This is a genomic window from Cellulosimicrobium sp. SH8 (genome assembly GCF_025818875.1).
Classification (GTDB): Bacteria; Actinomycetota; Actinomycetes; order Actinomycetales; family Cellulomonadaceae; genus Cellulosimicrobium; species Cellulosimicrobium cellulans_D.
This window is the reverse complement of the sequence record NZ_JAMXMH010000014.1, coordinates 118847-143647: the sequence shown is the minus strand read 5'-3', so window position 1 is coordinate 143647 and position 24801 is coordinate 118847. Positions and strand designations below refer to the sequence as shown.

General features: G+C 73.8%; 22 protein-coding genes and 3 tRNA genes. 16 read left to right on the top strand and 9 right to left on the bottom strand.

Going from position 1 to position 24801, the window contains the following annotated elements; translation table 11 throughout:
* The first annotated feature begins 7 nt into the window (after positions 1–7).
* The 3 genes from NF338_RS19205 to NF338_RS19195 all read left to right on the top strand — a co-directional run bounded on the left by NF338_RS19205 (position 8) and on the right by NF338_RS19195 (position 4322).
* A tRNA-Lys gene (locus NF338_RS19205) sits at positions 8–83 on the top strand.
* Positions 84–203: 120 nt separating this feature from the next.
* Positions 204–276: transfer RNA gene (locus NF338_RS19200), tRNA-Lys, on the top strand.
* A gap of 269 nt (positions 277–545) precedes the next feature.
* Positions 546–4322 (top strand): metallophosphoesterase, encoded by a 3777-nt coding sequence (locus NF338_RS19195; protein WP_264032229.1) that lies wholly within the window; start codon positions 546–548, stop codon positions 4320–4322.
* Positions 4323–4445: 123 nt separating this feature from the next.
* Here NF338_RS19195 and NF338_RS19190 read toward each other — a convergent pair whose 3' ends face one another.
* Positions 4446–5207 (bottom strand): SDR family NAD(P)-dependent oxidoreductase, encoded by a 762-nt coding sequence (locus NF338_RS19190; protein ID WP_264032228.1) that lies wholly within the window; start codon positions 5205–5207, stop codon positions 4446–4448.
* Between the two features lie 334 nt (positions 5208–5541).
* On the opposite strand from NF338_RS19190, the gene NF338_RS19185 reads away from it, so the two are divergent.
* The 7 genes from NF338_RS19185 (at position 5542) to NF338_RS19155 (ending at position 13232) form a co-directional block, all read left to right on the top strand.
* Positions 5542–6852, top strand: coding sequence for a TrpB-like pyridoxal phosphate-dependent enzyme (locus NF338_RS19185; protein WP_264032227.1), 1311 nt, complete (start codon positions 5542–5544; stop codon positions 6850–6852).
* Between the two features lie 61 nt (positions 6853–6913).
* On the top strand, positions 6914–7684 hold the full coding sequence (gene trmB / locus NF338_RS19180) for a tRNA (guanosine(46)-N7)-methyltransferase TrmB (RefSeq protein WP_264032226.1): 771 nt from the start codon (positions 6914–6916) through the stop codon (positions 7682–7684).
* Positions 7685–7869: 185 nt separating this feature from the next.
* Positions 7870–8220 (top strand): DUF485 domain-containing protein, encoded by a 351-nt coding sequence (locus tag NF338_RS19175; protein WP_087471630.1) that lies wholly within the window; start codon positions 7870–7872, stop codon positions 8218–8220.
* Positions 8217–9863, top strand: coding sequence for a cation acetate symporter (locus NF338_RS19170; RefSeq protein ID WP_264032225.1), 1647 nt, complete (start codon positions 8217–8219; stop codon positions 9861–9863). Before NF338_RS19175 ends, NF338_RS19170 begins: the two co-directional genes overlap by 4 nt.
* Positions 9864–9989: 126 nt before the next feature.
* The gene (locus NF338_RS19165; protein WP_264032224.1) at positions 9990–10556 is read left to right on the top strand and encodes an AAA family ATPase; all 567 of its coding nucleotides are present in this window, start codon (positions 9990–9992) and stop codon (positions 10554–10556) included.
* Between the two features lie 77 nt (positions 10557–10633).
* Positions 10634–12211, top strand: a complete 1578-nt coding sequence (locus NF338_RS19160) for a dihydrolipoyl dehydrogenase family protein (RefSeq protein ID WP_264032223.1) — start codon at positions 10634–10636, stop codon at positions 12209–12211.
* Positions 12212–12308: 97 nt separating this feature from the next.
* Positions 12309–13232 carry an ATP-grasp domain-containing protein gene (locus tag NF338_RS19155; protein WP_264032222.1) on the top strand — a complete coding sequence of 308 codons (924 nt, stop codon included), beginning with the start codon at positions 12309–12311 and terminating at the stop codon, positions 13230–13232.
* A gap of 109 nt (positions 13233–13341) precedes the next feature.
* On the opposite strand, the gene NF338_RS19150 is transcribed toward NF338_RS19155, so the two are convergent.
* The 4 genes from NF338_RS19150 to NF338_RS19135 form a co-directional block, all read right to left on the bottom strand.
* Positions 13342–14259 carry an ABC transporter substrate-binding protein gene (locus tag NF338_RS19150; RefSeq protein WP_264032221.1) on the bottom strand — a complete coding sequence of 306 codons (918 nt, stop codon included), beginning with the start codon at positions 14257–14259 and terminating at the stop codon, positions 13342–13344.
* A 77-nt stretch (positions 14260–14336) separates the two neighbouring features.
* On the bottom strand, positions 14337–15071 hold the full coding sequence (locus NF338_RS19145) for an ABC transporter permease (RefSeq protein WP_264032220.1): 735 nt from the start codon (positions 15069–15071) through the stop codon (positions 14337–14339).
* Positions 15068–15709: an ABC transporter permease gene (locus NF338_RS19140; RefSeq protein ID WP_237842265.1), complete on the bottom strand. Its 642-nt coding sequence runs from the start codon at positions 15707–15709 to the stop codon at positions 15068–15070. The genes NF338_RS19145 and NF338_RS19140 overlap by 4 nt, the downstream gene beginning before the upstream one ends.
* The gene (locus tag NF338_RS19135) at positions 15706–16539 is read right to left on the bottom strand and encodes an ABC transporter ATP-binding protein (RefSeq protein WP_264032219.1); all 834 of its coding nucleotides are present in this window, start codon (positions 16537–16539) and stop codon (positions 15706–15708) included. Before NF338_RS19135 ends, NF338_RS19140 begins: the two co-directional genes overlap by 4 nt.
* A gap of 237 nt (positions 16540–16776) precedes the next feature.
* On the opposite strand from NF338_RS19135, the gene NF338_RS19130 reads away from it, so the two are divergent.
* From NF338_RS19130 to NF338_RS19120, 3 genes are all read left to right on the top strand, one after another.
* Positions 16777–17424, top strand: coding sequence for a LysE family translocator (locus NF338_RS19130; protein WP_264032218.1), 648 nt, complete (start codon positions 16777–16779; stop codon positions 17422–17424).
* Between the two features lie 142 nt (positions 17425–17566).
* Positions 17567–17800: a heavy-metal-associated domain-containing protein gene (locus tag NF338_RS19125; RefSeq protein ID WP_264032217.1), complete on the top strand. Its 234-nt coding sequence runs from the start codon at positions 17567–17569 to the stop codon at positions 17798–17800.
* On the top strand, positions 17797–19788 hold the full coding sequence (locus NF338_RS19120; RefSeq protein WP_264032216.1) for a heavy metal translocating P-type ATPase: 1992 nt from the start codon (positions 17797–17799) through the stop codon (positions 19786–19788). The genes NF338_RS19125 and NF338_RS19120 overlap by 4 nt, the downstream gene beginning before the upstream one ends.
* Here NF338_RS19120 and NF338_RS19115 read toward each other — a convergent pair.
* From NF338_RS19115 to NF338_RS19100, 4 genes are all read right to left on the bottom strand, one after another.
* A complete protein-coding gene (locus NF338_RS19115; protein WP_264032215.1) occupies positions 19719–20444 on the bottom strand; it encodes a Crp/Fnr family transcriptional regulator in 726 nt (241 codons plus the stop codon). The two genes, NF338_RS19120 and NF338_RS19115, sit on opposite strands and share 70 nt — an antisense overlap.
* A 115-nt stretch (positions 20445–20559) precedes the next feature.
* Positions 20560–20635, bottom strand: a tRNA-His gene (locus NF338_RS19110).
* Positions 20636–20710: 75 nt separating this feature from the next.
* Positions 20711–21355, bottom strand: a complete 645-nt coding sequence (orn, locus tag NF338_RS19105) for an oligoribonuclease (protein WP_375823162.1) — start codon at positions 21353–21355, stop codon at positions 20711–20713.
* Positions 21356–21542: 187 nt separating this feature from the next.
* The gene (locus NF338_RS19100; RefSeq protein WP_156533217.1) at positions 21543–21692 is read right to left on the bottom strand and encodes a hypothetical protein; all 150 of its coding nucleotides are present in this window, start codon (positions 21690–21692) and stop codon (positions 21543–21545) included.
* 213 nt (positions 21693–21905) lie between these two features.
* On the opposite strand from NF338_RS19100, the gene NF338_RS19095 reads away from it, so the two are divergent.
* Genes NF338_RS19095 through NF338_RS19085 form a run of 3 tightly spaced genes read left to right on the top strand, consistent with a single transcriptional unit; the run spans position 21906 to position 24722 of the window.
* Positions 21906–22643 carry a phosphatase PAP2 family protein gene (locus tag NF338_RS19095; protein ID WP_264032212.1) on the top strand — a complete coding sequence of 246 codons (738 nt, stop codon included), beginning with the start codon at positions 21906–21908 and terminating at the stop codon, positions 22641–22643.
* A gap of 43 nt (positions 22644–22686) precedes the next feature.
* Positions 22687–23367 (top strand): ArsR/SmtB family transcription factor, encoded by a 681-nt coding sequence (locus NF338_RS19090; protein WP_264032211.1) that lies wholly within the window; start codon positions 22687–22689, stop codon positions 23365–23367.
* Complete coding sequence (locus tag NF338_RS19085; RefSeq protein WP_264032210.1) at positions 23364–24722, top strand: MFS transporter; 1359 nt, start codon at positions 23364–23366, stop codon at positions 24720–24722. Before NF338_RS19090 ends, NF338_RS19085 begins: the two co-directional genes overlap by 4 nt.
* The last annotated feature ends 79 nt before the right edge of the window (positions 24723–24801 follow it).

Here is a 24801-nt window from a genome sequence, read left to right as displayed (position 1 = left end):
CTCTCGCGCGCCATTAGCTCAATTGGCAGAGCAGCTGACTCTTAATCAGCGGGTTCGGGGTTCGAGTCCCTGATGGCGCACCACCACCGATCGGGCCGTCCGTACGCGGGCGGCCCGTGCCGTGCCGGTCGAGGGACCGGGGCGGCGGGAGCGGAACTCCTCGTGCAGGACGACCCGCGGCCGCTGGTAGTGTTCCCTCTCGCGCGCCATTAGCTCAATTGGCAGAGCAGCTGACTCTTAATCAGCGGGTTCGGGGTTCGAGTCCCTGATGGCGCACCCTTCCTGACCAGGCCGTCCACCCTCCCGGGTGGACGGCCTTCGTCGTTCCTGCTGGTCGCCCGCAGCAACCGTCGCCGTCCGTTTCGCCGGAGTTCGCTCCGCGCCGACCTCGTGTTCACCCGCGCCGGGAAGGGTCCGGTCCGGGCGCCGTCGCCGTTCGGCAACGTCGCCCGTCGACCAGCTCGCCACGGAAGGGAACCACGATGGACACGTCCGTGCCCACGCACAGGACTTCGAGACGGACCGAGAGACGGACCGCCGCCAGGGTGCGGCGCCGCGGCGCGGTCGCCGGGGTGCTCGGGACCGCGCTCGTCGCCGGCCTGCTCGCGCCCGGCGCCGCCGCTGCGACGGACCCGGTCACCGGCGCCGCCCGGACCGCTGCCGGCAGCACCGCCGGGACCGCCGCGGAGACGCGGCCGGTGCTGAGCCCGACGTCCGGCACCTTCCTCGACGGCACCGTCCGTGTCGCGGCCGACCCGGTGCGTGCGGGCGACCCCGTCACCGCGCTCGCGGTGGACGGCACGGCGCTCGACGCCGCGGCGACCCCCGCGACGGCGCGCCTGCTGTTCGACGTCGGCAGCAACTCGATCGAGAGGCGCTACGGCAGCTACGTGCTGGTCAACGGCGAGCGCCTCGAGCTCGACCGCGACATGGTGTCCGAGCGCGTCGCCCTCGACGTGCCGGCGCAGTGGCTCGCGCAGGGCGAGAACACGGTGCGGTTCGTCGTCGGCGCGGTCACGACCTCCTGCGGGTCGAACTACGACGACTACGACCTCACGGACGTGTCGCTCGAGCTCCTGGGAGAGGCCGCCGACGGGTCGGCCAACAGCTTCTCCTACGCGTTCGGCGACGGGTCGTGCGGGACCAACACCTCGCGGGTGCTCTCGGCGGACCTCACGTTCGACCTCGCGCAGGACCCGGCGGCCACGACGGGCCTCGCCGCGGACCTCGACACGACGACGCTGGACAACGGCGCCCACACGCTCACCGCGACGACCGCCTCCGGCGCGTCCGCGTCGAGCGCGGTCACCGTGAACAACGGCGCTCCGGGCGCCCCCGTCGTCGTCCCCGCCGACGGCGCGCTGCTGCACGGGCCGCAGAGCCTCCTCGCGACGCCGCCGGCCGGTGGCGACGCGCCCGTGGACATCGAGCTGGACGGCGACCCGCTGACCACCGTCGCGACGCTCGGCGCCGGCTCGTCCCGGTTCGTCTTCACCGTGGGCTCCAACTCGATCGAGGCCCGCTACACCAACCACCTGCTCGTCAACGGACAGCGCATCGACCTGGTCGACCGCGACTACGTGAGCGAGACGGTGCGGATCGACGTCCCGAACGCGTTCCTCCTGCCCGGGCGCAACACCGTCCGCTTCGTGACCGGCACCTACCCGACGTCGTGCGGGGACAACCGCGACGACTTCGCGATCTCCGGCATCGGTCTCGACGTGACCGACGGCACGGCGACGGGCGTGGGCATCGCGCCGTCCTACTCGTTGGGCGACGGCGACTGCGGCACGAGCACGACGAAGCCGCGCGAGGTCGACCTCGTCTTCGACGTCGTGCGGGACGCCGACGCGCCCGCGACCGGCCTGCGCGCCGACGTCGACACGACGACGCTCGCCGACGGCCAGCACACGATCACGTCGGCGACGGCCGCCGGCGCGGTCGCGCGCCGGACCGTCACGACCGACAACACCGGTCCCGCGGTCGTCTCGAGCACGCCCGCCGCGGGTGCCGAGCTCGCCACGGCGACGAGCCTCGCCGTCGAGCTCGAGGACGCCTCGGGCGTCCTGTCCGGCCCCGACGTCACGCTCGACGGCGAGCCGCTCCCGCTCGGCGCGCCCGTCGGCCCCGGCCTCGCCCCGGGCGAGCACACGCTCGTCGTCGCGGCGACGGACGTGCTCGGCAACGCGAGCACCCACGAGATCGCGTTCACGAGCCTCGGCGTGCCCGACGTCCCGACCGACCTGGCCCCGGCGCACGGCACCCGCGACGTGACCGGGAGCGTCGACCTGTCGGCGCGCGTGACGGCGCCCGGCGGCGGCGACGTCACCGCGACGTTCTCCCGCGCCGACGTCACCGCCCCCGCGCTCGTCGCGCAGGGCGAGTCGGCCGAGATCCCGACCACGCTGCCCGTCGCGGGCGAGCAGCCTGCCGCCGCGGACGCGCTCGCACCCGGCGACGACCTGACGCTCGACTCCCCGCAGAGCCGCGACGTCACCTACCAGCGCTTCGAGCTGCCCGCCGACGGCGACACGGCCGGGCAGGTCGCGCGCTGGGAGGGCGTCGTCGACCCGCAGCGCCTCGCGACGCTGCACGTGTGGGACGGGGAGCGGTGGGAGCCGCTCGCGTCCGCGCGCGGTGCCGCCGAGGGCACGACAGCCCTGAGCGCCGTGCTCCGCGGCGGCGCCGCCGTCGACGGGACGGTGCACGTGCTCGTGACGGGCACGGACCCGTTCGCCGACGACATCGCGGCGGGCGGATCGCGCGACGAGACCGACTTCGCGTCGCGCGAGGACTACGACTTCTCGCTCGTGCACTTCACCGACACGCAGTACCTGTCCGAGGGCGCGGTCGAGCAGGAGACGGCCGAGGAGCGTGCCGTGTGGGCGAAGGCCTACACGGACCTCACGCAGTGGGTCGTGGACAACGCCGAGGAGCGGGGCATCGCGTACGTCGGCCACACGGGCGACGTGAACGAGAACTACACGCGCCTCCCGGCCGACGACGCGATGGCGGCCCAGGTCCGCGGCGAGTACGAGTTCTCGTCGTCCGCGCAGAAGATCCTCGACGACGCGAACATCCCCAACGGCGTCCTCGCCGGCAACCACGACAACCTCACGGGCCAGGACAACGGGCCCGGGGCGCTGTTCAACGAGTTCTACGGGCCCGAGCGGTACGAGGCCCTGTCCGCGGGCTGGGAGGACGCCTCCTACGGCGGGCCCTGGCGCGACGGCGACAACCAGAACCACTACGACCTGTTCAGCGCGGGCGGGCTCGACTTCGTCGCGGTGTACCTGTCGTACGGCGTGACGGACGAGGAGGCGGCCTGGGCGGACGGCGTGCTCAAGCAGTTCCCCGACCGCAACGCCGTCGTCCTCACGCACGACTACCTCGTGCCCAGCACGAACCCCGACGGGCGCGACTCCGAGATCTCGACGCCCGACGGCCGCCTCGTGCACGCCAAGGTCGTCGAGCCCAACCCGAACGTGTTCCTCGTCCTCGCGGGACACCGTCACGGCGTCGGCATCAACGTGCGCCAGGACGTCGGCACGCCGGGCAGCGGCGTCGTCGAGCTGCTCGCCGACTACCAGTTCTACGAGGTCACCGCCGAGGAGGCGGGGCTCACCGAGATCGGCGGGTACGCGCCCGACCAGGGCCTGCGCCTCGGCGCGAGCTTCCTGCGCCTGCTGCAGTTCGACGTCGACCGCTCGGAGATGATCGTCGACACGTACTCGCCGTGGCTCGCGAACTTCGGGGCCACCGAGTACGACGACGAGCTGCGCTACGACGGCCGCGAGGACGACTTCACGGTCCCCGTGGACCTCACCTCGCGCGTGACGAGCCTCGTGACGGACTCCGTGTCGCTCTACGCCCCGGCGCAGGAGATCGGCCGCGTGACCGTGCCGTCGGGCGAGGTCGCCACGGTCACGTGGGACGGGCTCGAGCCCGGCGCCCTCCACGCGTGGACCGTCACGGCGACGAGCGCGGGCGGCGGCACCTCCGTCTCGCCGGTGAGCACGTTCACGACGGCGCCCGGCGAGGACGGGCTCGTCGTCGCGACGACGGCGCGCAGCCAGTGCATGGCGGGCACGGCGTACGTCGCGGTCCGGGCCCTGAACGCCGACACCGTGCCGGTCGACGTCACGCTGAGCACGCCGTACGGCGAGCGCACCGTGACGGGCGTGCAGCCGGGCGCGTCGGCGTACCAGGCGTTCGCGGTCCGCTCGGCGCAGGTCTCGGCGGGCAGCGCGCACGTGGCCGCGACCGGCGACGGCCGCGCGTTCGCGGGCGACGTCGCGTTCGACGCGCTGGCGTGCGGCTGACCCGTGCGCCGCGCGGCTGACCGGGGCGACCTGGTGACACGCCGCGCCGAGAGGTGAGACGTGGCCCCCGAGCGCTCGCGCTCGGGGGCCACTTCTCCGTCCTCGGCGCGGGAGCCGTCCGGGTCAGACGGCGGCCCACCCGCCGTCGCTGTGCAGGACGGCGCCGGAGACGTTGGCCGAGTCGTCCGAGAGCAGCCACGTGATCGCCGCGGCGAGCTCGTCGGCGCTCGCGGCGGGCGGGACCGTCGTCGCCATGATCGGCCCGAGCCGCTCGCCGGCGTACTGCGAGCGGAAGGGTGCCTCGATGCTCGTCGCGACGGCGCCCGGCGCGACGACGTTCGCCCGCACGCCCTGCGGGGTGTAGAAGAACGCCGTGCTCTTCGTGAAGCCGACGATCGCGTGCTTCGACGTCGCGTACGCGGTGCCCGAGGCCGAGGCGCGCGACCCCGCCTCGGACCCGACGTTGACGATCGACCCCTTGCCGGCGTCGAGCATGAGGGGCAGCACCGCGCGCGTGAGGCGCATGACGGCCGTGACGTTGACGGTCATGACGAGGTCCCAGGTCGAGTCGTCGACCTCGGCGCTCGGCAGGAAGCCGTCCATGATGCCCGCGACGTTGGCGAGCGCGTCCACCCGGCCGCCCGCGGCGGCGACCACCGCGTCGACCGTGGTCTGCGCGCTGACGTCGCCCGCGACCGTCACGAGGGCGTCGGACCCGACGTCCGCGACGAGCTTCTCCAGGCGGTCCTCCCGGACGTCCGTCGCGACGACGCGCGCGCCCTCCGCGAGCAGCCGCTCGACCGTCGCGCGCCCGATGCCGGCGCCCGCGCCGGTGACGATCGCGGTGCGGCCCTCGAACCGGCCGGGAACGTGGTTGCTGACCATGACGGCTCCTTCCGTCCGCGCCGGCACTGCCGTCGTCCGGCGTCCTGGTCCCATCCCAGCTCCCGAGCCCTCGCGCGCGCGAGAGCCGATCGTCCCTCGGCCGGTGCCGGTGGTCCCTGCCGGTGTCCCGACCGTGCGCGTCGGGGTAGGGTCGGCGTCGTGACGCACCCGTCCGTGACCCCCTGGTGGCCGGCCGCCTGACGGCCGGTGACCTCATCCGGCCGTGCCCCGACGACGTGGGCGGCCTCGGCGGACCCCGGTGCACGCGTCGTCGGCCCAGCGGCCTCTACCTCCCGAGTACCCCTTCGAGTACCCCTGAGCTGGAGCCCCCAGAATGACGACACAGCAGTCTCCCGTCCCCGTCCGGTCCCTCGAGCCGACCGGCGCCGAGGTGCCCTCGACCGTCCCGACGCACTGGTACAACCTCGCCGCGGACCTGCCCGAGCCCGTGCCGCCGCACCTGCACCCGGGCACGCGCGAGCCGCTCACGCCCGACGACCTCGCGCCGCTGTTCCCGCTCGCGCTCGTCCAGCAGGAGGTGACGACGGAGCGCTACGTCGAGATCCCGCAGACGATCCGCGAGATCTACGCCCTGTGGCGGCCGTCGCCGCTCGTGCGCGCGCGACGCCTCGAGCGGGCCCTGGGCACCCCGGCCCGCATCTACTACAAGTACGAGGGCGTGAGCCCGGTCGGGTCGCACAAGCCGAACACCGCGGTCGCGCAGGCGTACTACAACGCGCTCGAGGGCACGACGAAGCTCACGACCGAGACCGGTGCGGGCCAGTGGGGGGCGTCGCTGTCGTTCGCGGGCGCGCTGCTCGGGCTCGACGTCGAGGTGTGGCAGGTGCGCGCGTCGTTCGACTCGAAGCCGTACCGCCGCGCGCAGATGGAGGTCTACGGCGGGATCTGCCACCCGTCGCCGTCGGACCTCACGGAGGCCGGGCGCGCGATGCTCGCCGCCGACCCGGGGACGACCGGCTCGCTCGGCATGGCGATCAGCGAGGCCGTGGAGACCGCGGCGAAGGACCCCGCGGCGCACTACGCGCTGGGCAGCGTGCTCAACCACGTCATGCTGCACCAGAGCGTCATCGGCCAGGAGGCCCTCGTCCAGCTCGACGAGGCGGGCGAGGGGGCGCCCGACGTGGTGTTCGGGTGCGCGGGCGGCGGGTCGAACCTCGCGGGCCTGACGTTCCCGTTCCTGGGGCGCAACCTGCGCGAGGGCACGACGACGCGGCTCGTCGCGTGCGAGCCGGCCGCGTGCCCGTCGCTGACCCAGGGGGAGTACCGCTACGACTTCGGCGACGTCGCGGGCCTCACGCCGCTGCTCAAGATGCACACGCTCGGCAAGGACTTCGTCCCGCCCGCGATCCACGCGGGCGGCCTGCGATACCACGGCATGTCGCCGATGGTGTCGCACGCGGTGAACCTCGGGCTCATGGACGCGGTCGCCGTCGAGCAGGACGAGGCGTTCGTCGCGGGCACGCTCTTCGCGCGCAGCGAGGGCATCATCCCGGCGCCCGAGTCGACGCACGCCGTCGCGGCCGCGATCGCGCACGCGCGCGCCGCGACCGAGCCCGAGGTGATCGTGTTCGGCCTGTCGGGCAACGGCGTCCTCGACCTGCCGGCGTACGCGGCGTACGTCTGACGGGCGCCTCCGGGCGCCCCGCGCGGTAGGACCTCGCGCGGGGCGCCCGTACCCTGGTGCGATGCCCGACCCGACCCCCGACACCCTCGACGACCGCCCGCGCTACCGGACGCAGCCGGTGTCGTTCGTGCGGCGCAGCGGGCGCCTCGCGCCGCGCCAGCAGCGCGCGTGGGACGCCCACCGGGACCGCTACGTCGTCGACGTGCCGCGCGACGTCGCGCGGACGTCGGTCGACCCGGAGTTCGTGCTGGACGTCGCGGGCACGTTCGGGCGCGACGCGCGCCTCGTCGTCGAGATCGGCTCGGGCCAGGGCGAGGCCGTGGTGGCGGCGGCCGAGCGCGAGCCGGGCACCGACTTCCTCGCCGTCGAGGTGTACGCCCCGGGTCTTGCGCAGACCGTGCTGCGCGCGTCCCAGCGCGACCTGACGAACGTGCGCCTGGTCCAGGCGAACGCGGCCGAGCTGCTGGCCACGACGCTGCCCGCGGGGAGCGTCGACGAGCTGTGGGTCTTCTTCCCCGACCCGTGGCACAAGTCCCGCCACCACAAGCGGCGCCTGGTGACGCCGTCGTTCGCGGCGCTCGCCGAGCGGGTGCTGCGTGCTCCGGGAGAGGGAGACGACGCCCGGCCGGGCGGCACTCTGCGGCTCGCCACAGACTGGTCCGAGTACGCCGACCAGATGCTCGACGTGCTCGACGCCGCGCCGGGGCTGCGCAACGTCCACGGCCCGCGCGGGGTGGCGCCGCGCTTCGAGGGGCGCGTGCTGACGGGGTTCGAGCGCAAGGGCGAGACGGCGGGCCGCGTCATCACCGACCTGGAGTACGTGCGCGTCTGACGCGTGGTGACCGGCGGCCCGACCGGCCGCGTCAGGTTCTTGCGGACAGAAGTGATCTACGGCACATTGTGCCGGGGGAGAAGGTCGCCCCGGGCACGCAGTGTCGCGTGCGGTCGCGTCGACAGGTGGCCGTCTGCGGGGTGCGGGCTCTCTGTCAGTCAACGGAATGAGCCAACGGAGGCGTCATGACCGACGTGACGGCCGTCCCCGGACCGGGGCCCGCCGAAGAGACCGACTACCAGCGCGTGCAACGCTCGCCCGAGTTCCAGGACCTGCGCAGACGGTTCCGGAACTTCGTGTTCCCGATGACCGCGCTCTTCCTCGTGTGGTACTTCGTCTACGTCCTGCTCGCGAACTACGCCCACGACTTCATGAGCACCAAGGTCTGGGGGAACATCACCGTCGGGCTGCTCTTCGGCCTGGGGCAGTTCGTGTCCACGTTCGCGATCACCATGATCTACGCGCGCTGGGCCAACAGGCGGTTCGACGCCGCGGCCGACGAGCTGCGCCGCGAGATCGAGGAGGACGAGCTGTGAGCGCGCCGACGCTGGCCGCGGAGGCCACGGACGTCGGCAACCCGGTCGTCAACATCGCGATCTTCGGCGTGTTCGTCGCGGTGACGCTCGTGATCGTGCTGCGCGCGTCCCGGCAGAACAAGTCGGCGGCCGACTACTACGCGGGCGGCCGCTCGTTCACCGGGCCGCAGAACGGCACGGCCATCGCGGGCGACTACCTCTCCGCCGCGAGCTTCCTCGGGATCTGCGGCGCCATCGCGATCAACGGGTACGACGGGTTCCTCTACTCGATCGGCTTCCTCGTGGCGTGGCTCGTCGCGCTCCTGCTCGTGGCCGAGCTGCTGCGCAACACGGGCAAGTTCACGATGGCCGACGTGCTGTCGTTCCGGCTCAAGCAGCGGCCCGTGCGGATGGCGGCGGCGCTCGCGACGCTGGCCGTCGTGTTCTTCTACCTGCTCGCCCAGATGGCCGGCGCGGGCGGGCTCGTGGCGCTGCTGCTCGGCATCGACACGACGGCAGGCCAGAGCGTCGTCGTCGCGGTCGTGGGCGCGCTGATGATCCTCTACGTGCTCGTCGGCGGGATGAAGGGCACCACGTGGGTGCAGATCATCAAGGCCGTGCTGCTCATCGCGGGTGCGGCCGTGATGACGGTGTGGGTGCTCGCCAAGTTCGGCTTCAACCTCTCCGACCTGCTCCAGGGCGCCATCGACAAGGCGGGCGTCGGCGGCGAGGCACTCATCGAGCCGGGCAAGCAGTACGGCGCGACCGGCACGACCAAGCTCGACTTCCTCTCCCTCGCCCTGGCTCTCGTGCTCGGCACGGCCGGGCTGCCGCACGTGCTCATGCGCTTCTACACCGTGCCGTCGGCCAAGGAGGCCCGCCGCTCGGTCGTGTGGGCGATCTGGCTCATCGGCATCTTCTACCTGTTCACGCTCGTGCTGGGGTACGGCGCCGGGGCGCTCGTGGGGCCGGAGACGATCAGCGCGGCCCCAGGGGGAGTGAACTCGGCGGCGCCGCTGCTCGCGTTCGCGCTCGGCGGGGAGATCCTGCTCGGCTTCATCTCCGCCGTCGCGTTCGCGACGATCCTCGCCGTCGTGGCGGGTCTGACGATCACCGCGGCGGCGAGCTTCGCGCACGACATCTACGCCAACGTCATCAAGCGGGGCGAGGTGAAGCCCGACGGCGAGGTCAAGGTCGCGCGCATCACCGTCGTCGTCATCGGGATCCTCGCGATCCTCGGCGGCATCTTCGCCCAGGGCCAGAACGTCGCGTTCCTCGTGGCGCTCGCGTTCGCCGTCGCGGCGAGCGCGAACCTGCCGACCATCCTCTACTCGCTGTTCTGGAAGCGGTTCAACACGTCCGGGGCGCTGTGGAGCATGTACGGCGGGCTCGTCTCGTGCGTCGTGCTCATCGCGTTCTCGCCCGTGGTGTCCGGCAAGGTCGACCCGGTGACGGGCGCGAGCCTGTCGATGATCAAGAACACGGACATCGACTTCGCGATCTTCCCGCTGAGCAACCCCGGCATCATCTCCATCCCGCTCGCGTTCCTGCTCGGGATCCTCGGGACACTGCTCAGCAAGGAGAAGCCGCACCCGGAGAAGTTCGCCGAGATGGAGGTCCGCTCGCTCACCGGCGCGGGCGCAGAGAAGGCGGTCGTGCACTAGCGCGCGACGCCGTCTCGCGCACCTCGCGAGGAGGCCCCGGTCCGGGCGACGGGCCGGGGCCTCCTGCGTGTGCCCGTCCCGGGAATCCTGTGGCCCGGGCGGTCGCCAGTGGCGTACCGTCCCGCCATGCCCTCCCCGTCCCGGCCCGACGCCGTCGTCCCCGAGGCCGGCCAGGCACCCGTCCTCGTGGTCACCGGGGCGATGGCCTCGGGCAAGTCGACGGTCGCCGACGCGCTCGCCCGGACGTTCCCCCTGGCGGCGCACGTGCGCGGCGACATGTTCCGCCGGTTCGTCGTGAGCGGGCAGGCGTCGATGGCGCCGCCGCTGTCGGGCGCGGCCCGCGCCCAGCTCGACCTGCGGCAGGTGCTCGCGGCGCAGGCCGCGGACACCTACGCCGCGGCCGGCGTGGCCGCCGTCGTCCAGGACATCCTGCTCGGGCCCGACCTGGAGCGGTTCACGGCGCGCGTGCGCACCCGGCCGTGCTACGCCGTCGTGCTCACCCCGGACGCCGCGACGCTCGCCGTGCGCGACGCCGCCCGGCACAAGCAGGGGTACGGGGACTGGACGCCGGACGAGTTCGCCGCGGCGGCCCGGTCGACGCCGGGCGGACTGCACCTCGACACCACAGGGTGGTCCGTCGCCGAGACCGTCCGGCAGGTCCTCGACCGGCTCGACGAGGCGCGCGTCGCGTGAGCCCGCCGACGAGCCCGCCGACGAGCCCGCCGACGTCCCGTTGAGCGACGACCGCGACACCGCGTGAGGATGGGCCCATGACGAGCGACCCGCAGCAGGAGACCGCGCCCGACGAGACCTACGACGTGATCGTGATCGGCGGCGGTCCCGTCGGGGAGAACGCCGCCGACCGCGCCGGGCGCACGGGCCTGAGCGTCGCGCTCGTCGAGGCCGAGCTGGTGGGGGGCGAGTGCTCCTACTGGGCGTGCATCCCCTCCAAGACGCTCCTGCGGCCCGGCGCGGCGCGCGCCGAGGCGCGGGGCGTCCCCGGGGTGGGCGTCGACGACGCGCTCGACGTCCCTGCCGTCCTCGCGCGCCGCGACGCGATGGTCGCGGAGTGGGACGACGGCGGCCAGGTCTCGTGGGTCGAGGGCGCGGGGATCGCGCTCGTGCGCGGGCTGGGACGGATCGTCGGGCCGCGCGTCGTGGAGGTCGTCGCCGAGGAGCCCGACGCCGACCCGGACGACCTCCCGCGGACGCGGCGGATCGCGGCCCGGCACGCGGTGATCGTCGCGACCGGGAGCGTCCCCGTGCTCCCGGACGTGCCCGGCCTCGCCGACGCGAACCCCTGGACGAGCCGCGAGGCGACGGCGGTCGAGGACGTGCCGGAGTCGCTCGTGATCGTGGGCGGGGGAGTGGTCGCGACCGAGATGGCCGTCGCGTTCACCGACCTGGGCGCACGCGTCACGGTCCTCTCGCGCGGGGGGCTGCTCGGTCGGACGGAGCCGTGGGCGGGCGAGGCGGTGGCCGCGTCCCTCCGGGGGCTCGGCGTGGACGTGCGCCTCGGCGTGGGCACCGAGTCGGTCGAGGCGCTGCCCGACGGCGGGGCGCGCCTCACGCTGTCGGCCGCCGGGTCGCGGCGGGGCGAGGGCGGCGCCGACGGGGCGCCGGACCTGTCGCCCGTGACCGCGGCGCGCGTGCTCGTCGCGACCGGCCGCGTCCCGCGGACCCAGGACCTCGGCGTCGACGCGGTCGGGCTCGTCCCGGGGCGCGCGCTCGACGTCGACGACACGATGCTCGTCCGAGGGGTCGCGCCGGGCGCCGACGACGCCGGCGGCTGGCTGTACGCCGCGGGCGACGTCACCGGGCGGGTCGCGACGACCCACCAGGGCAAGTACCAGGGCCGGGTCGTGGGCGACGTCGTCGCCGCCCGGTTCGGCGACCCGGACGCCGACGGGGCGCCGACCGCGGGGGAGCGGGCGCCCGCCGTCGGGTCCGCGCCCGAGCCGTGGTCGCGGTTCGCCGCCACGGCCGACGGCGTCGCGTCCCCGCAGGTCGTGTTCACGCGTCCCGAGGTCGCCGCCGTCGGGCACACCGAGTCGTCCGCGCGCGAGGCCGGGATCGACGTGCGGGTCGTGCGGTACGACCTCGCGAACGTCTCCGGCGCCGCCGTGCGCGCCGAGGACTACGCCGGCAGCGCCCAGCTCGTCGTCGACGCCGCGCGCGAGGTCGTGGTCGGCGCCACCTTCGTCGGCCCCGACGCGGCGGAGATGCTGCACGCCGCGACGATCGCCGTCGTCGGCGAGGTGCCGCTGCGGCGCCTGTGGCACGCGGTGCCGTCCTACCCGACGGTGAGCGAGGTCTGGCTGCGCTTCCTGGAGGAGTACGGGCTGTAGGCGCACACGGAGCCGCCGCAGGAGCGCACGCCGCCCGGGCGGGCACGTCACAGGGGCCGGACGCCCGCGCGGCGGCCCCGTCCCCTAGGCTCAGGGCGTGACGACCGAGACCTCAGCCCCGCGCGTCGCTCTCGCGACGTGCTCCGTCCTGCCGCACCTCGACCCCGACGACGCGCCGCTCGTGCGCGCGCTCGACGCCCGCGGCGTGGCCGCGCAGCCCGCCGTCTGGGACGACCCGGACGTCGACTGGGGCGCGTTCGACGCCGTCGTCGTGCGCTCGACGTGGGACTACTCGACCCGGCGCGACGAGTTCGTCGCGTGGGCGACGCGCGTCCCGCGCATCCTCAACACGGAGGCCGTGCTGCGCTGGAACACCGACAAGGGCTACCTGCGCGAGCTGGAGGGCGCGGGGATCCCGGTCATCCCGACGCTGTGGCTCGACCCGGCACGCAACCTGTCCTCGCGCGCGATCCACACGCGCCTGCCGGCTCAGGGCGACTTCGTCATCAAGCCGGTCGTCAGCGCGGGCGCCAAGGACACGGGCCGCTACCAGGCCGGCGAGGCGCACTCGCGCGGGCTCGCGATCCAGCACGCGAAGAACCTGCTGGTCTCGGGGCGCGAGGTCATGGTGCAGCCGTACGTGACGAGCGTCGACACCGCGGGCGAGACGGGCCTCGTCTTCGTCGACGGCGAGTTCTCCCACGCCGTGCGCAAGAACGCGCTCCTCACCGGCCCGCACCGCCCCACCCGCGGCCTGTACCAGCAGGAGGAGATGAGCCCGTTCACCGCGACCGAGGAGCAGCTCGACGTCGCGCGCCGGGCGCTCGCGGTGGCGGCCGACGCGGTCGGCGGCGGGGACGTGACGAGCTTCCTCTACGCCCGCGTCGACGTCGTGACGGGCAACGACGGTGGCGTCGTCGTCATCGAGCTCGAGCTCACCGAGCCGTCGCTGTTCCTCGCCCTCGCCCCGGGGTCGCTCGACCGGTTCGCCGACGCGATCGCCGCGCGCGTCGCGCACTGACGTCACCTCCTGACGTCGCGCACCGACGTCGGGAACCGGCTGCCGGCCGGCTCGTGACCGTGGCCCGTCCCGGGGACCGGGACGGGCCACGATCCTGCAGGGCCGGCGGTCAGGCCAGGCCGTTCTCCGACAGCCAGTCCGCCGCGATGTCCTCGGGCGAACGCTGGTCGACCCGGGACTCGACGTTCAGGGCGATCAGGCCCTCCGGGGTGAGGGCCGCGCTGACCGGGTTGATGACGTCCGCGATCTCGTCGGCGAGGTCCGCGTTGACGAGCGGCACCACGTTGGACGCGAGGAACAGGCCCTCGGGGTCCTCGAGCGTCACGAGGTTCTCGGTCTGGATGCTCGGGTCGGCGCTGAACACGTTGGCGATGTTGACGGTGCCGGCCACGAGGTCCTGCACCGTGGTGTCGCCGGTGGCGACGAAGGAGACGTCGACGCCGTACACGTCCTTGAGACCCTGCGGGCCGTAGGGGCGTTGCTCGAGCTCCGCCGGGCCGCCGAGCGTGAGCGGCACGTCGAGCCCGGCGAGGTCCGCGAGGCTCGTGAGGTCGTGCTCCGTGGCGAAGGCCTCCGTGACGTTGTACGAGTCCTGGTCGGTCGCGCTCGACTGGTCGAGGACCGTGAGCCCGTCGGGCAGCGCGTCCTGGAGCGCGGCGTAGACGTCCTCGGGGGACGTCGCGGTGGTCTCCGGGTCGAAGAACTGCAGCAGATTGCCCGTGTACTCCGGGAAGAGCTGGATCTCGCCGTCCTCGAGCGCGGGCATGTAGGCGTCGCGCTGGCCGATCGAGAAGTTCCGCTCGACCGTGAAGCCCTCGGCCTCCAGGGCCTGGGCGTAGATCTCGGCGATGATCTCGTTCGAGTCGTAGGCCTGGGAGCCGATGACGATCGTGTCGGACGAGGCGCTGCCGTCGGACGCCCCGGTGTCGGCGTCGAGCGGGTCGGACCCGCCGCCGCAGGCGGTGAGCGTGAGGACGGCGGTCGCCGCTGCGGCGACGAGGGCGGCGGTGCGTCGGGTGCTGCGCATGTGTCTGCCTTTCTGAGGGCCGTCCCGGGGGCCGGGAGGGTCGGGCGGAGTGCGGTGCGGGAGGTCGGGCCCGAGTATCAGGCGGTGGTCGGTGCGGGGACCCGGCGACGGCGCCGCCGGGCGGGTGCGTCGTCCGAGGAGCGGCCGACGGTCACGCCGCGCGGGACGACGACCCGCTGGAGGATCGCGAACAGCGCGTCGAGCACGACGGCCAGGACGACGACGAGGAGAGAGGCTCCGAGGATCTGGGAGAAGTCGCGGATCTGGATGCCCTGGACGATGTAGAAGCCGAGGCCCCAGTTGCCGATGTAGCCCGCGAGCGTGACGGTCGCGACCACCTGGAGGGTCGCGGAGCGGAGACCGCCGATGAGCAGCGGGAGCCCGAGCGGCACCTCGGCCTTGAAGAGCACCTGCCACCCGGTCATGCCGACGGACCGGGCGCCGTCGACGACGCGCCGCTCGACGGCTTCCACACCGGCGTAGGCGCCCGCGAGGATCGGCGGGATCGCGAGGAGGACGAACGCGGTGACGGACGCGGTGACCTTGTGCGTCACCCCGAAGACGAGGACGAGGAGCAGGACGAGCCCGAACGACGGGACGGCGCGGGCCGCACCCGAGAGCGCGACGGCGAACTCCCGGCCGCGACCCGTGTGGCCGATGGCCCAGCCTGCCGGGATCGCGATCGCCGCGGCGATGAGCACCGAGACGAACGTGAACGCGAGGTGGCTCCAGATCGCCTCCGGGAGGGGGAGCGCGCCGGTGAGCCGGGCGGGGGAGAAGATCCAGGCGATCGCGTCAGAGAACAGGTTCATGCGCGCACCTTCCTGGACCAGGGCATGACCGCTCGCCCGGCGAGCACGAGCAGCAGGTCGACGAGCAGGGCGATGACGACGACCGCGACGACGCCCGAGAGGATCTCGGCGACGATCTGCCGCTGGTAGCCGTTGGTGAAGAGGTAGCCGAGGTTGTCGATCCCGATGAGGATGCCGACCGTCGCGAGCGAGATGGTCGACACGGCGGTGACGCGCAGCCCGGCGAGCACGACCGGTCCGGCGAGCGGGAGGTCGACCTGCCAGAAGCGCCGCCACGGCCCGTAGCCGACCGCGAGGGCCGCCTGGCGGACCGTCGGGTCGACCGAGGCGAGGGCGTCCGCGACGAACCGGGTCATGATGGCCACGGCGTAGATCGTCAGGGCGACGACCAGGTTCAGCTCGGACAGGAAGCTGATGCCGAGGAGCGGCGGGAGCAGCGCGAAGAGCGCGAGCGACGGGATCGTGTAGAGCAGGCCGACGAGCGTCAGGACGAGGCCCCGCGTGAGGCGGAACCGGAAGGCGAGCCAGCCCAGCGGGATCGAGACGAGGAACCCGAGCACGATCGGCACCACGCACTGGCTGAGGTGCTCGACCGTGAGACGGCCGATGAGGTCGAGGTTGTCCAGGACCCAGGTCATGCGCCGCCCTCGGCGCGGTCGTCGACCAGGACGCCCTGGGTGCGTCCCGTGCCGTCCACGAGCACGGTCCCGTGCTCGGTGCGCTTGGTGTGCAGAGCCCGGGCGCCCCGCTCCGCCCCGATGAAGCTCGCGACGAACTCGCTCGCGGGGTTCTCCAGGATCTCGCTCGGGGACCCGATCTGGGCCACCTGCGCCCCCTTCTCGAGGATGACGACCTGGTCGCCGAGCAGGAACGCCTCGTCGATGTCGTGCGTGACGAACACGACCGTCTTGTCCAGCTCGCGCTGCAGCCGGATGGTCTCCGTCTGGAGCTCGGCGCGCACGATCGGGTCGACGGCCCCGAACGGCTCGTCCATGAGCAGGATGTTCGGGTCCGCGGCGAGCGCGCGCGCCACGCCGACGCGCTGCTGCTGGCCCCCCGAGAGCTGGCTCGGGTAGCGGTCCGCGAGCGCGCGGTCGAGGCCCACGGTGTCGAGCAGCTCGAGCGCACGGTCGCGCGCCTGCCGGCGCGGGGTGCCCTCGAGGCGCAGCACCGTCGCCACGTTGTCGACGACCTTGTGGTGGGGGAGGAGCCCGCCGTTCTGCAGGACGTACCCGATGCTGCGGCGCAGCTTCACGGGGTCGCGGTCGAGGATGGACGCGCCGTCGATCTCGATCGTGCCCGACGTGGGCTCCACCATGCGGTTGATCATGCGCAGGAGCGTCGTCTTGCCGCTCCCGGACGACCCGACGAGCACCGTCGTGCGGTGGGGCGGGATCACCAGGTCGAAGTCCGCGACCGCCGCCGTGCCGTCGGGGTACGTCTTGGTGACCGATCGGAACTCGATCATGGGGCGCTGCCTCCCGACAGTCGGTGAACGGCCTCCACCCAACCACGACCGCGGTTCGGCCAGTCAAGCGCAATGCCTCGCGTCTCACAGACCGTACGACGAACCACCGACACGTCGCACTCGCACCGGTACGTCGGCTTCGCGCCGTCGCGCACCACGCCGGTCCGGCGCGGGCCGCCCGGGGGCGCCGCGGGATTCTCCCGTGACGTACACCACGTCGGGGCCTATCGTGGCGCTGTGCCGCCCCTCGACTCCCTGCTCGCCTTCTCCCTCGCCTCGCTCGTGCTCGTCGTGATCCCCGGGCCGAGCGTGCTCTTCGTCGTCGGCCGGTCGCTCACGCTCGGGCACCGGGGTGGGGTGCTGAGCGTCCTCGGCAACGAGCTCGGCGCGCTGACGCTCGTCGTCGCCGTGGCGCTCGGGGTCGGCACGGTCGTCGCGACGTCCGTGGCCGTCTTCACGGCCGTCAAGCTCGTCGGCGCGGCCTACCTCGTCTACCTCGGCGTCCAGGCGATCCGGCACCGGCGCGAGGGGGCCGTCGACGTCGACGTCGACGTCGCGCCCGTGCGCGAGCCGTGGTGGCGCGTCGTGCGGCAGGGCTACGTCGTCGGCGTGACGAACCCGAAGACCATCGTGTTCTTCGTCGCCGTCCTGCCCCAGTTCACGGACTTCCACGCCGGTCGCGTGCCCGCCCAGATGATGGTGCTCGGGCTGGTCTTCACGGTGATCGCGTTCGTCTGCGACAGCGCGTGGGCGCTCGCCGCCGGCGCGGCCCGGTCCTGGTTCGCCTCCTCCCCGCGGCGCCTGAGCGCGGTCCGCGCGACGGGCGGCGGCATGATGATCGGCCTGGGCGGCGTGCTCGCCGTCGCCTCGCACCGCACGACCTGAGCGGCGACGGCCCTCGACGGCCCTCGATGGCCGAGCATGACGCCCGTCACCACTTGACCAGGGTCAAGGACAACTGCGGCCGGTCTCCCTAGCGTCGTTCTCGTCGGCCCACGAGGGGCCGCGCGACGACGGGAGAACCACGATGAGCACGACGATGGACGTCACCACGATCCTGCGGGCGGACGGCTTCTCCTGCCCCTCGTGCGTGGCGAAGATCGAGAAGCAGGTCGGTCGGCTCGACGGCGTCCGGTCGGTGCGGGTCCGGTTCGCGTCCGCGCGGATCGAGGTCGTGCATGACCCCGCGGTCTCCGGCGTCGAGGACCTCGTGGCCGCGGTCGCGAGGGCGGGGTACGTCGCGCGCCCCGCGCTCGCATGAACGCCCCGGGCGGGTTCACGGCCCGCAGCGCCGGCCCGCGCCTCCGTGCCTGGGCGCGGGGTCGATGGGCGGTGCCGGCGGCAGCCGGGACGCTGGTCCTCGCGTCCTTTGCGGCCTCCGCGCTCGCCGGGCACGGGTGGTGGTCCGACGCCCTCATGGTGTCGGCCGCCGTCGTCGCGGGCGCGCCGGTCGCGGTCGCGGCCTGGCGCGCGCTCACGGCGCGGAGCATCGGCATCGACCTCCTGGTCGCGGTGGCGGCCGTCGGAGCGATCCTGGTCCGGAACTTCTGGGAGGCGGCGGCCGTCACGTTCCTGTTCGCCGTCGGGCACGCTCTGGAGTCGGCCACGCTCGACAGGACCCGCGCCGCGCTGGCCGAGCTGGTCGCCGTCCTGCCGGACGCCGCCGTCGTCCTGCGCGACGGGCGCCAGGTCGAGGTCACGGCGGCCGACGTCGCGGCGGGTGAGACCGTGCTGGTGAAGAACGGGGCCAAGGTCCCGGTGGACGGCACGATCCTCCGCGGCGTGGGGGCCGTGGACGAGTCCTCCGTCACGGGGGAGTCGATCCCGGCCGAGAAGGTCGCCGGGGACGCGATGTTCGCGGGGACGATCGTCACGGCCGGGCTCCTCCAGGTGACCGCCACGGGCGTGGGGGAGGACACGACGCTCGCTCGGATCATCCACCGGGTCGAGGAGGCGCAGGACGCCCGAGCACGCGCCCAGGGGTTCATGGAGCGGTTCTCGGCCTGGTACACGCCGGCCGTCATCGTGCTCGCCGTGGCCGTCGGCGTGCTCACGCGCGACGTGCTGCTCGCCCTGACTCTGCTCGTCGTCGCGTGCCCGGGCGCGCTCGTCATCTCGATCCCCGTGTCCGTCGTCGCCGGCATCGGCCGCGCGGCGCGGGACGGGGTCCTCGTCAAGGGCGGGGAGTTCCTGGAGACGGTCGCCCGGGTCGACGCCGTCGCGCTCGACAAGACCGGCACGCTCACCGAGGGCCGGCCCCGCCTGACCGACGTGGTCGTGCTGGACCCGGCGGCCGACGAGGACGACGTCCTGCTGACCGCCGCGCGCGTGGAGGCAGGCTCGGAGCACCCGCTCGCCCGCGCGGTCGTCGACGCCGCCGCGGAGTCGGGGCACGTCGTCGTCGGTCTTCCCGAGCACACCGAGCCGGTCCCCGGCAGGGGCGTGCTGGCGGTGCTCGACGGCGTGCCGGTCGCCGTCGGCAACCTTGCGCTCCTGGCGGGGCGTGACGTCGTGGGCGCCGGGCGCGCCGCTGCCGTCATGGCGGAACGAGCAGCGGCCGGACGGACCCCGATGGTGGTCACCCGGGGCGACGCCGTGCTCGGCGTGGTCGCGGTCGCGGACCAGGTGCGACCCGACGCGGCGTCGATGGTGTCCCGGCTGCGCGCGGTCGGCGTGCGCCGGATCGTCGTGCTCACCGGCGACGTCGACCCGGTCGCGCGGGCCGTGGCCGCCGAGACCGGCGTCGACGAGGTGCGGTCGGGGCTGCTGCCCGAGGAGAAGCTCGCGGCCGTGCGGGACCTCCAGCGCGAGGGGTACACCGTCGCGATGGTCGGCGACGGCGTGAACGACGCCCCGGCCCTCGCCGCGGCGGACGTCGGGGTCGCGATGGGCGCTGCGGGGACGCGGGTCGCGATCGAGACGGCCGACGTCGCGCTGCTGGGCGACGACCTGCTCAAGGTGCCGCACGCGGTCTCGCTCGCGCGCCGCACGGTGCGCACCATGCGGCAGAACATCGTGATCGCGCTCGTCACGGTCGCCGCGCTGCTCACCGGGATCCTCGTCGGTGGGGTCACCATGGCCGTCGGGATGCTCGTTCACGAGGCCTCGGTGCTCGTGGTCGTCGTCAACGCGATGCGGCTCGCCCGCCGGCCGCGGTCGGCCGCCGCCGTCCCGGGCGGTCAGGACCGCGCGGCGAGATCCATGAGGACGTCGGCATCGAGGACGACGATCTCCCCGCCTGCGCGCTGAGCGATGACGCCGGAGTCGTGGAGCCTGCGCAGCTGTCGGCTCAGCGACTCCGGCGTCGTGCCGAGCAGCGAGGCGACGTCCTTCTTCGCGAGCGGGAGCCGGACGACGGTCTCCGGCGCCGCCCCGGTCGTGGTACCCGACCGCGTGCCCCGGGCCGGCAGCGACAACAGGTACTCCGCGAGCCGGGCTCCCACCCCGCCGGAGACGACGGACGCCAGGCGCTGCTCGACGTCGTCCAGCCGGGCGCTGACCGCCTGGAGCATCCGGAAGGCGATGGAGGGGTGGCGCCGCACGAGCTCGCCCAGGTCCGCGTGCCGGAAGACGCACAGCCGGCCCGGTTCCAGTGCGGTGACGACGTGCTCCGAGCGCCGGCCGGTGAGGAAGCCGGACTCACCGAGGAAGTCGCCCGGGCCCAGGACCCGCAGGACCTGCTCGCGCCCCTCCGCGTCCGAGCGTGCGACCTTGAAGCGGCCCGCGTGCACGACCAGGAGCAGTGACGTGGCGACGTGGGCGAAGGGGCGGTCGCCCGGGCGCACCGTCGTCGGTCGGGCGACCGCGGCGACGCCGAGTTGCTGCTCGGGCGTGAGCCCCTGGAAGACCGGGACGACCCGGACGCACAGGTCGCCACGGGTGCTCGGACCGGTGTTCTCGGCCACGACTCGCCTCCCTCGCGGGCCGGTGTCGTCATGGCGCTGCGCGGGGTGCGCGCCGGACGACGAAGGCCCGGGTCCGTCGGAGGAGCTCCTCCGACCGACCCGGGCCTCGTATGACTGGGGTGAGTAACGGGACTTGAACCCGCGACCCCCTGGACCACAACCAGGTGCTCTACCAGCTGAGCTATACCCACCATGACCGGGCGTGAAGCACCGGCCGTCGAAAAGTGTACCCGGTCCGCGGGGTGCTCCCGGACCGCTTTTCGAGGTCAGGCGTCGGTGGGTCCTGTGACGGTGGCCACGGACGTCTCGACCTCGTCGTCCGCGGGTCGGGTCCGGCCGCGCGTGACGCTCGTCGCCACGACCTGCTCGGCGACCTTGCGCGCCGTCGCGGAGTCGGGACCGGGCTGCGGGACGAACACGGCGGCGCGGTAGTAGCGCAGCTCGTCGATGCTCTCGAGGATGTCCGCGAGCGCGCGGTGCCCGCCGTGCTTCTCCGGCGACGAGAAGTACGCCCGCGGGTACCAGCGGCGCGAGAGCTCCTTGACGGAGGACACGTCGATGATGCGGTAGTGCAGGTGGCTCATGAGCGCGGGCATGTCGCGGTCCAGGAACCCCTTGTCGGTGCCGACGGAGTTGCCGGCCAGCGGCGCCTTGCCCGGCTCGGGGACCCACGTGCGGACGTAGTCGAGGACGCGCTGCTCGGCCTCGGCGAGCGTCAGGCCCTCGTCGAGCTCGTCGAGCAGCCCGGAGGTCGTGTGCATCTGGCGGACGAAGTCGCCCATCTGCTCGAGCGCCTCGGCCGGGGGCCGGACGAGGACGTCGACCCCGTCGCCGAGCACGTTGAGCTCGGAGTCGGTGACGACGGCGGCGACCTCGACGAGGGCGTCGGCGCCCAGGTCCAGCCCGGTCATCTCGCAGTCGATCCAGACGATGCGTTCGTTCGCGTTCACAGGACTCACGGGCCACAGCCTATCCGCGGCGCGCACGACGAAGGCCCCGGCTGTCCGGTCCACCAGGGTCCGGACGGTCGGGGCCTTCGACGGGGTGCGCCGCCGCCTGTCGGGGAGGGGCCCCGGCTCGGCGAGCGGTCGGTGCGCGTCATGCGGTACGCCGCGGCAGGCGGGCCTGCCGGGTGTTCGCCGGGACGCGGGTCGTGGTGCGGCGCAGCTGCGACCGGCGCAGGGTCTGCTCCTGCAGCTGCTCGCGACGGCTGAGGGCCGCCACGTCGTACGTGATCAAGGGATGCATGGTTCTGCTCTCGTGACGCTGGGTTCGTGGGTCTGGCCGGACCCTCCACCGCCCGGTACGGACCGGACGGACGTCACCGCGGTGTGGGTACATACGACCACGGGGGTCGTGGGCGGTGCATCCTTTTTTCGCCACGAGCGTCGGGTCGCGCCCCGGTGCCCGACGGCGGACGGTCGCGGTGCGGCGTCGGCCCGCCGTGCGTAGCCTCCGGGGATGAGCGCGGGGGAGAGGCGGACGGGCGGGACGCCGGGCGGCGCGTCGCTGCGCGGGGTCCTCGTGAGCGTGTGGCCGGGCCTGCTCCTGGTGCTCGCGGGGGTCGCGGGCTTCGCCCTCCTCCTGGACGCGGTCCGCGAGCAGGACGACCTGTGGCGGCTCGACGAGCCCCTGCTCGCGTGGATGGTCGCGCACCGAACGCCGGTCGTGACGGGCGTCCTCACGGTGGTCACGACAGTGTCGGGGCCGTTCGTGCTGCCCGTTCTCGTCGCGGTCGGGTGCGTGGTGTGGGCGCGGCGCACGGGGGCGTGGTGGGAACCCGGCCTGCTCGCGGGGGCCATGCTGCTCGCGACGCTGGTCTCGACCGTGCTCAAGGCGGTGATCGCCCGGCCGCGGCCGCCGGACGCGTCGATGGTCGTCGCCGGGGTGGAGCGATCGTTCTCCTTCCCGTCCGGGCACACGATCGGCGCGGCCACGCTGGTCCTGGTGGGCGGGTACCTGGTGTGGCACCGCCACCACGACCCGCGGGTCCTCGCGGTCTGGGCGGTCGCCTCCGTGCTCGTGATCGGGGCCGTGGCGCTGAGCCGGCTCTACCTCGGGTACCACTTCCTCACCGACGTCCTGGCGGGCCTGTCCCTCGCCGTGGCGGTCCTGGGCGTGGTGGTCGTGGTGAGTCGCGTCCACGACGGGCGGGTGCGGCGTCGCGGCGACTCGGAAGAGGTGCCGGAGTCTCGCTAAAGAACTCTTGCGCAAGAAGTCTTTCGTGAACTAGCGTGAGGGCATGAGCACATCGGCCGACCCTCACGCCACCGGCCCGGACGACCCGGGCGCGCCCAGCGATCCCGCCCCCGTGCCGTCGTCGGACACGCTCCCGCGCGGCCCCCGGCCCGAGGCGGGCCAGGTCGTCGCCCGCGACCCGGCGACCATCCGGGCGCTCGCCCACCCGCTCCGCCTGCGGATCCTCGCGCTGCTCGACGACGAGGGCGAGGTGACCGCGACGCGGTGCGCCGAGGTCATGGGCGAGTCCGTGGCGAGCTGCTCCTTCCACCTGCGCATGCTCGCCAAGTACGGGTACGTCGAGCCGGCGGAGCGGCGCGGCAAGGAGCGGCCGTGGCGTTCCGTCGGGCGGGGGCGGCAGACGACGTTCGACCCCGACGTGCCCGAGACGCTGCACGCGGCGGGCGCGGTCGCGAGCCTCATGATCGACCAGGAGGCGGCGCGCGTGCGGACGTGGCTCGCCGGCGCGGCCACCGACGACCCGCAGTGGCTCCTCGCCTCCACGATGACCGGCGCGTCCTTCTACGCGACCCGCGAGGAGCTCGACGCCCTCGCCCGCGAGGTCGAGGCGCTCACCGACCGGTTCCGGGGGCGCTGGGAGGACCCGTCGCTCCGTCCCGCGGGCGCGCGCCGTGCGCGTCTCTTCTCCGTCGTCAACGCCGATCTCCCGGAGGCCCCCCGATGAGCGCGACCCCCGAGCCGACCGACGTCGCCGCCCCACCCGCTCCCGGGGACGTGCCCCAGGACGCGCCCCAAGACGCGCCCCACGTGGCGCCCCAGGTGGCGCCGGAACCCGGCACCGCGACCGCCCCCGTCGCCGAGCTCGACGACGCCCCGGACCCCCGGGCCGCGCTGCGGTCCCGCGGGTTCCGGCTCCTGTCGGTCGCGTGGGGGTTCACGAACTTCGCCGACTCGGTCCTCGCGATCATCCTCGCCGTGTGGGTGAAGGACCTCACCGGCTCGAACGGTGCCGCGGGGCTCGTGTTCGCGGCGCTCGGCCTGCCGGCGCTCGCGTCCCCGCTCCTCGGGCAGCTCGCCGACCGGGTGTCGCGGCGACGGATGCTCGTCGTCACGTACCTCGTCGGGGCCGTGAGCCTCCTCGCCCTTCTCGCCGTCCGCGGGCCCGAGCAGGTCTGGCTCGTGTTCGTGGTGACGGTGATCTACTCGGGGGTCGGGTTCGCGACGGCGGCGGCCCAGGCGGGCCTCGTGCGGGACATGCTCCCGGACGAGGCGATCGCCCCCGCGAACGGCCGGCTCACGACGATCGACCAGGTCTTCCGCCTCCTCATGCCGGTCGTCGGCGCGGGCGCCTACGCGCTCGCCGGCGCGTGGCCGCTCGTGGTCGCCGCCTCCGTCGCGTTCGCCGTCGCGGGGACCGTCATCGGCCGGATCCGGCTCGTCGAGACGCCGCCGACCCCGACCGCCGAGCGCGAGCCGTACCTGGCCGAGATGACGGCGGGCTTCCGCCACCTCGTGCGGACGGCACCGCTCGGCGTGCTCACCCTCGCCATGCTCGTCGCGTTCGCGGGGGTCGGGCTGCTCAACGCGGTCAGCCTCGCGATCGTCGAGGACGGGCTCGGGCTGGCCCCGGAGCTGCTGGGTCCCATCTCCTCGGTCCAGGCGCTCACGGCGATCGTCGCGGGGCTCACGGCGGCCCGCCTCGTCGCCCGCTGGGGTGCGCAGCGGCTCGTCGCCCTCGGGCTGCTGGTGCTCGCGCTCGGCATCGTGCCCGCGACGGGGACGAACGTCGTGGCGATCGTGCTCGGGCTGGGCGCGGTCGGGCTCGGCGCCACCTGGTCGATCGTCGGCTTCGTCACCGAGCGGCAGCTCCGGACGCCCCCGGGCCTCCAGGGGCGCGTCGCCGCCGCCAGCCTGCTGCTGGTCAACGTCCCGCAGCTCGTGCTGACCGTGGTCGGCGCGGCCCTCGTGGGTGCCGTCGACTATCGCGCCCTGCTGGTCGTGACCGTGGTCGGCATCCTCGTCGCGGCGGTCGTCTCCCTCCGCGGCCGCCGCGCCACCGGCGAGCCTGCGGCCCGATGAGAGCGCCCTCTCCGCGAGGTAGAGGCCTGGTGCGGCGAGGTAGAGGACTGGTACAGCGAGGTAGAGGTCTGGTCGTGAC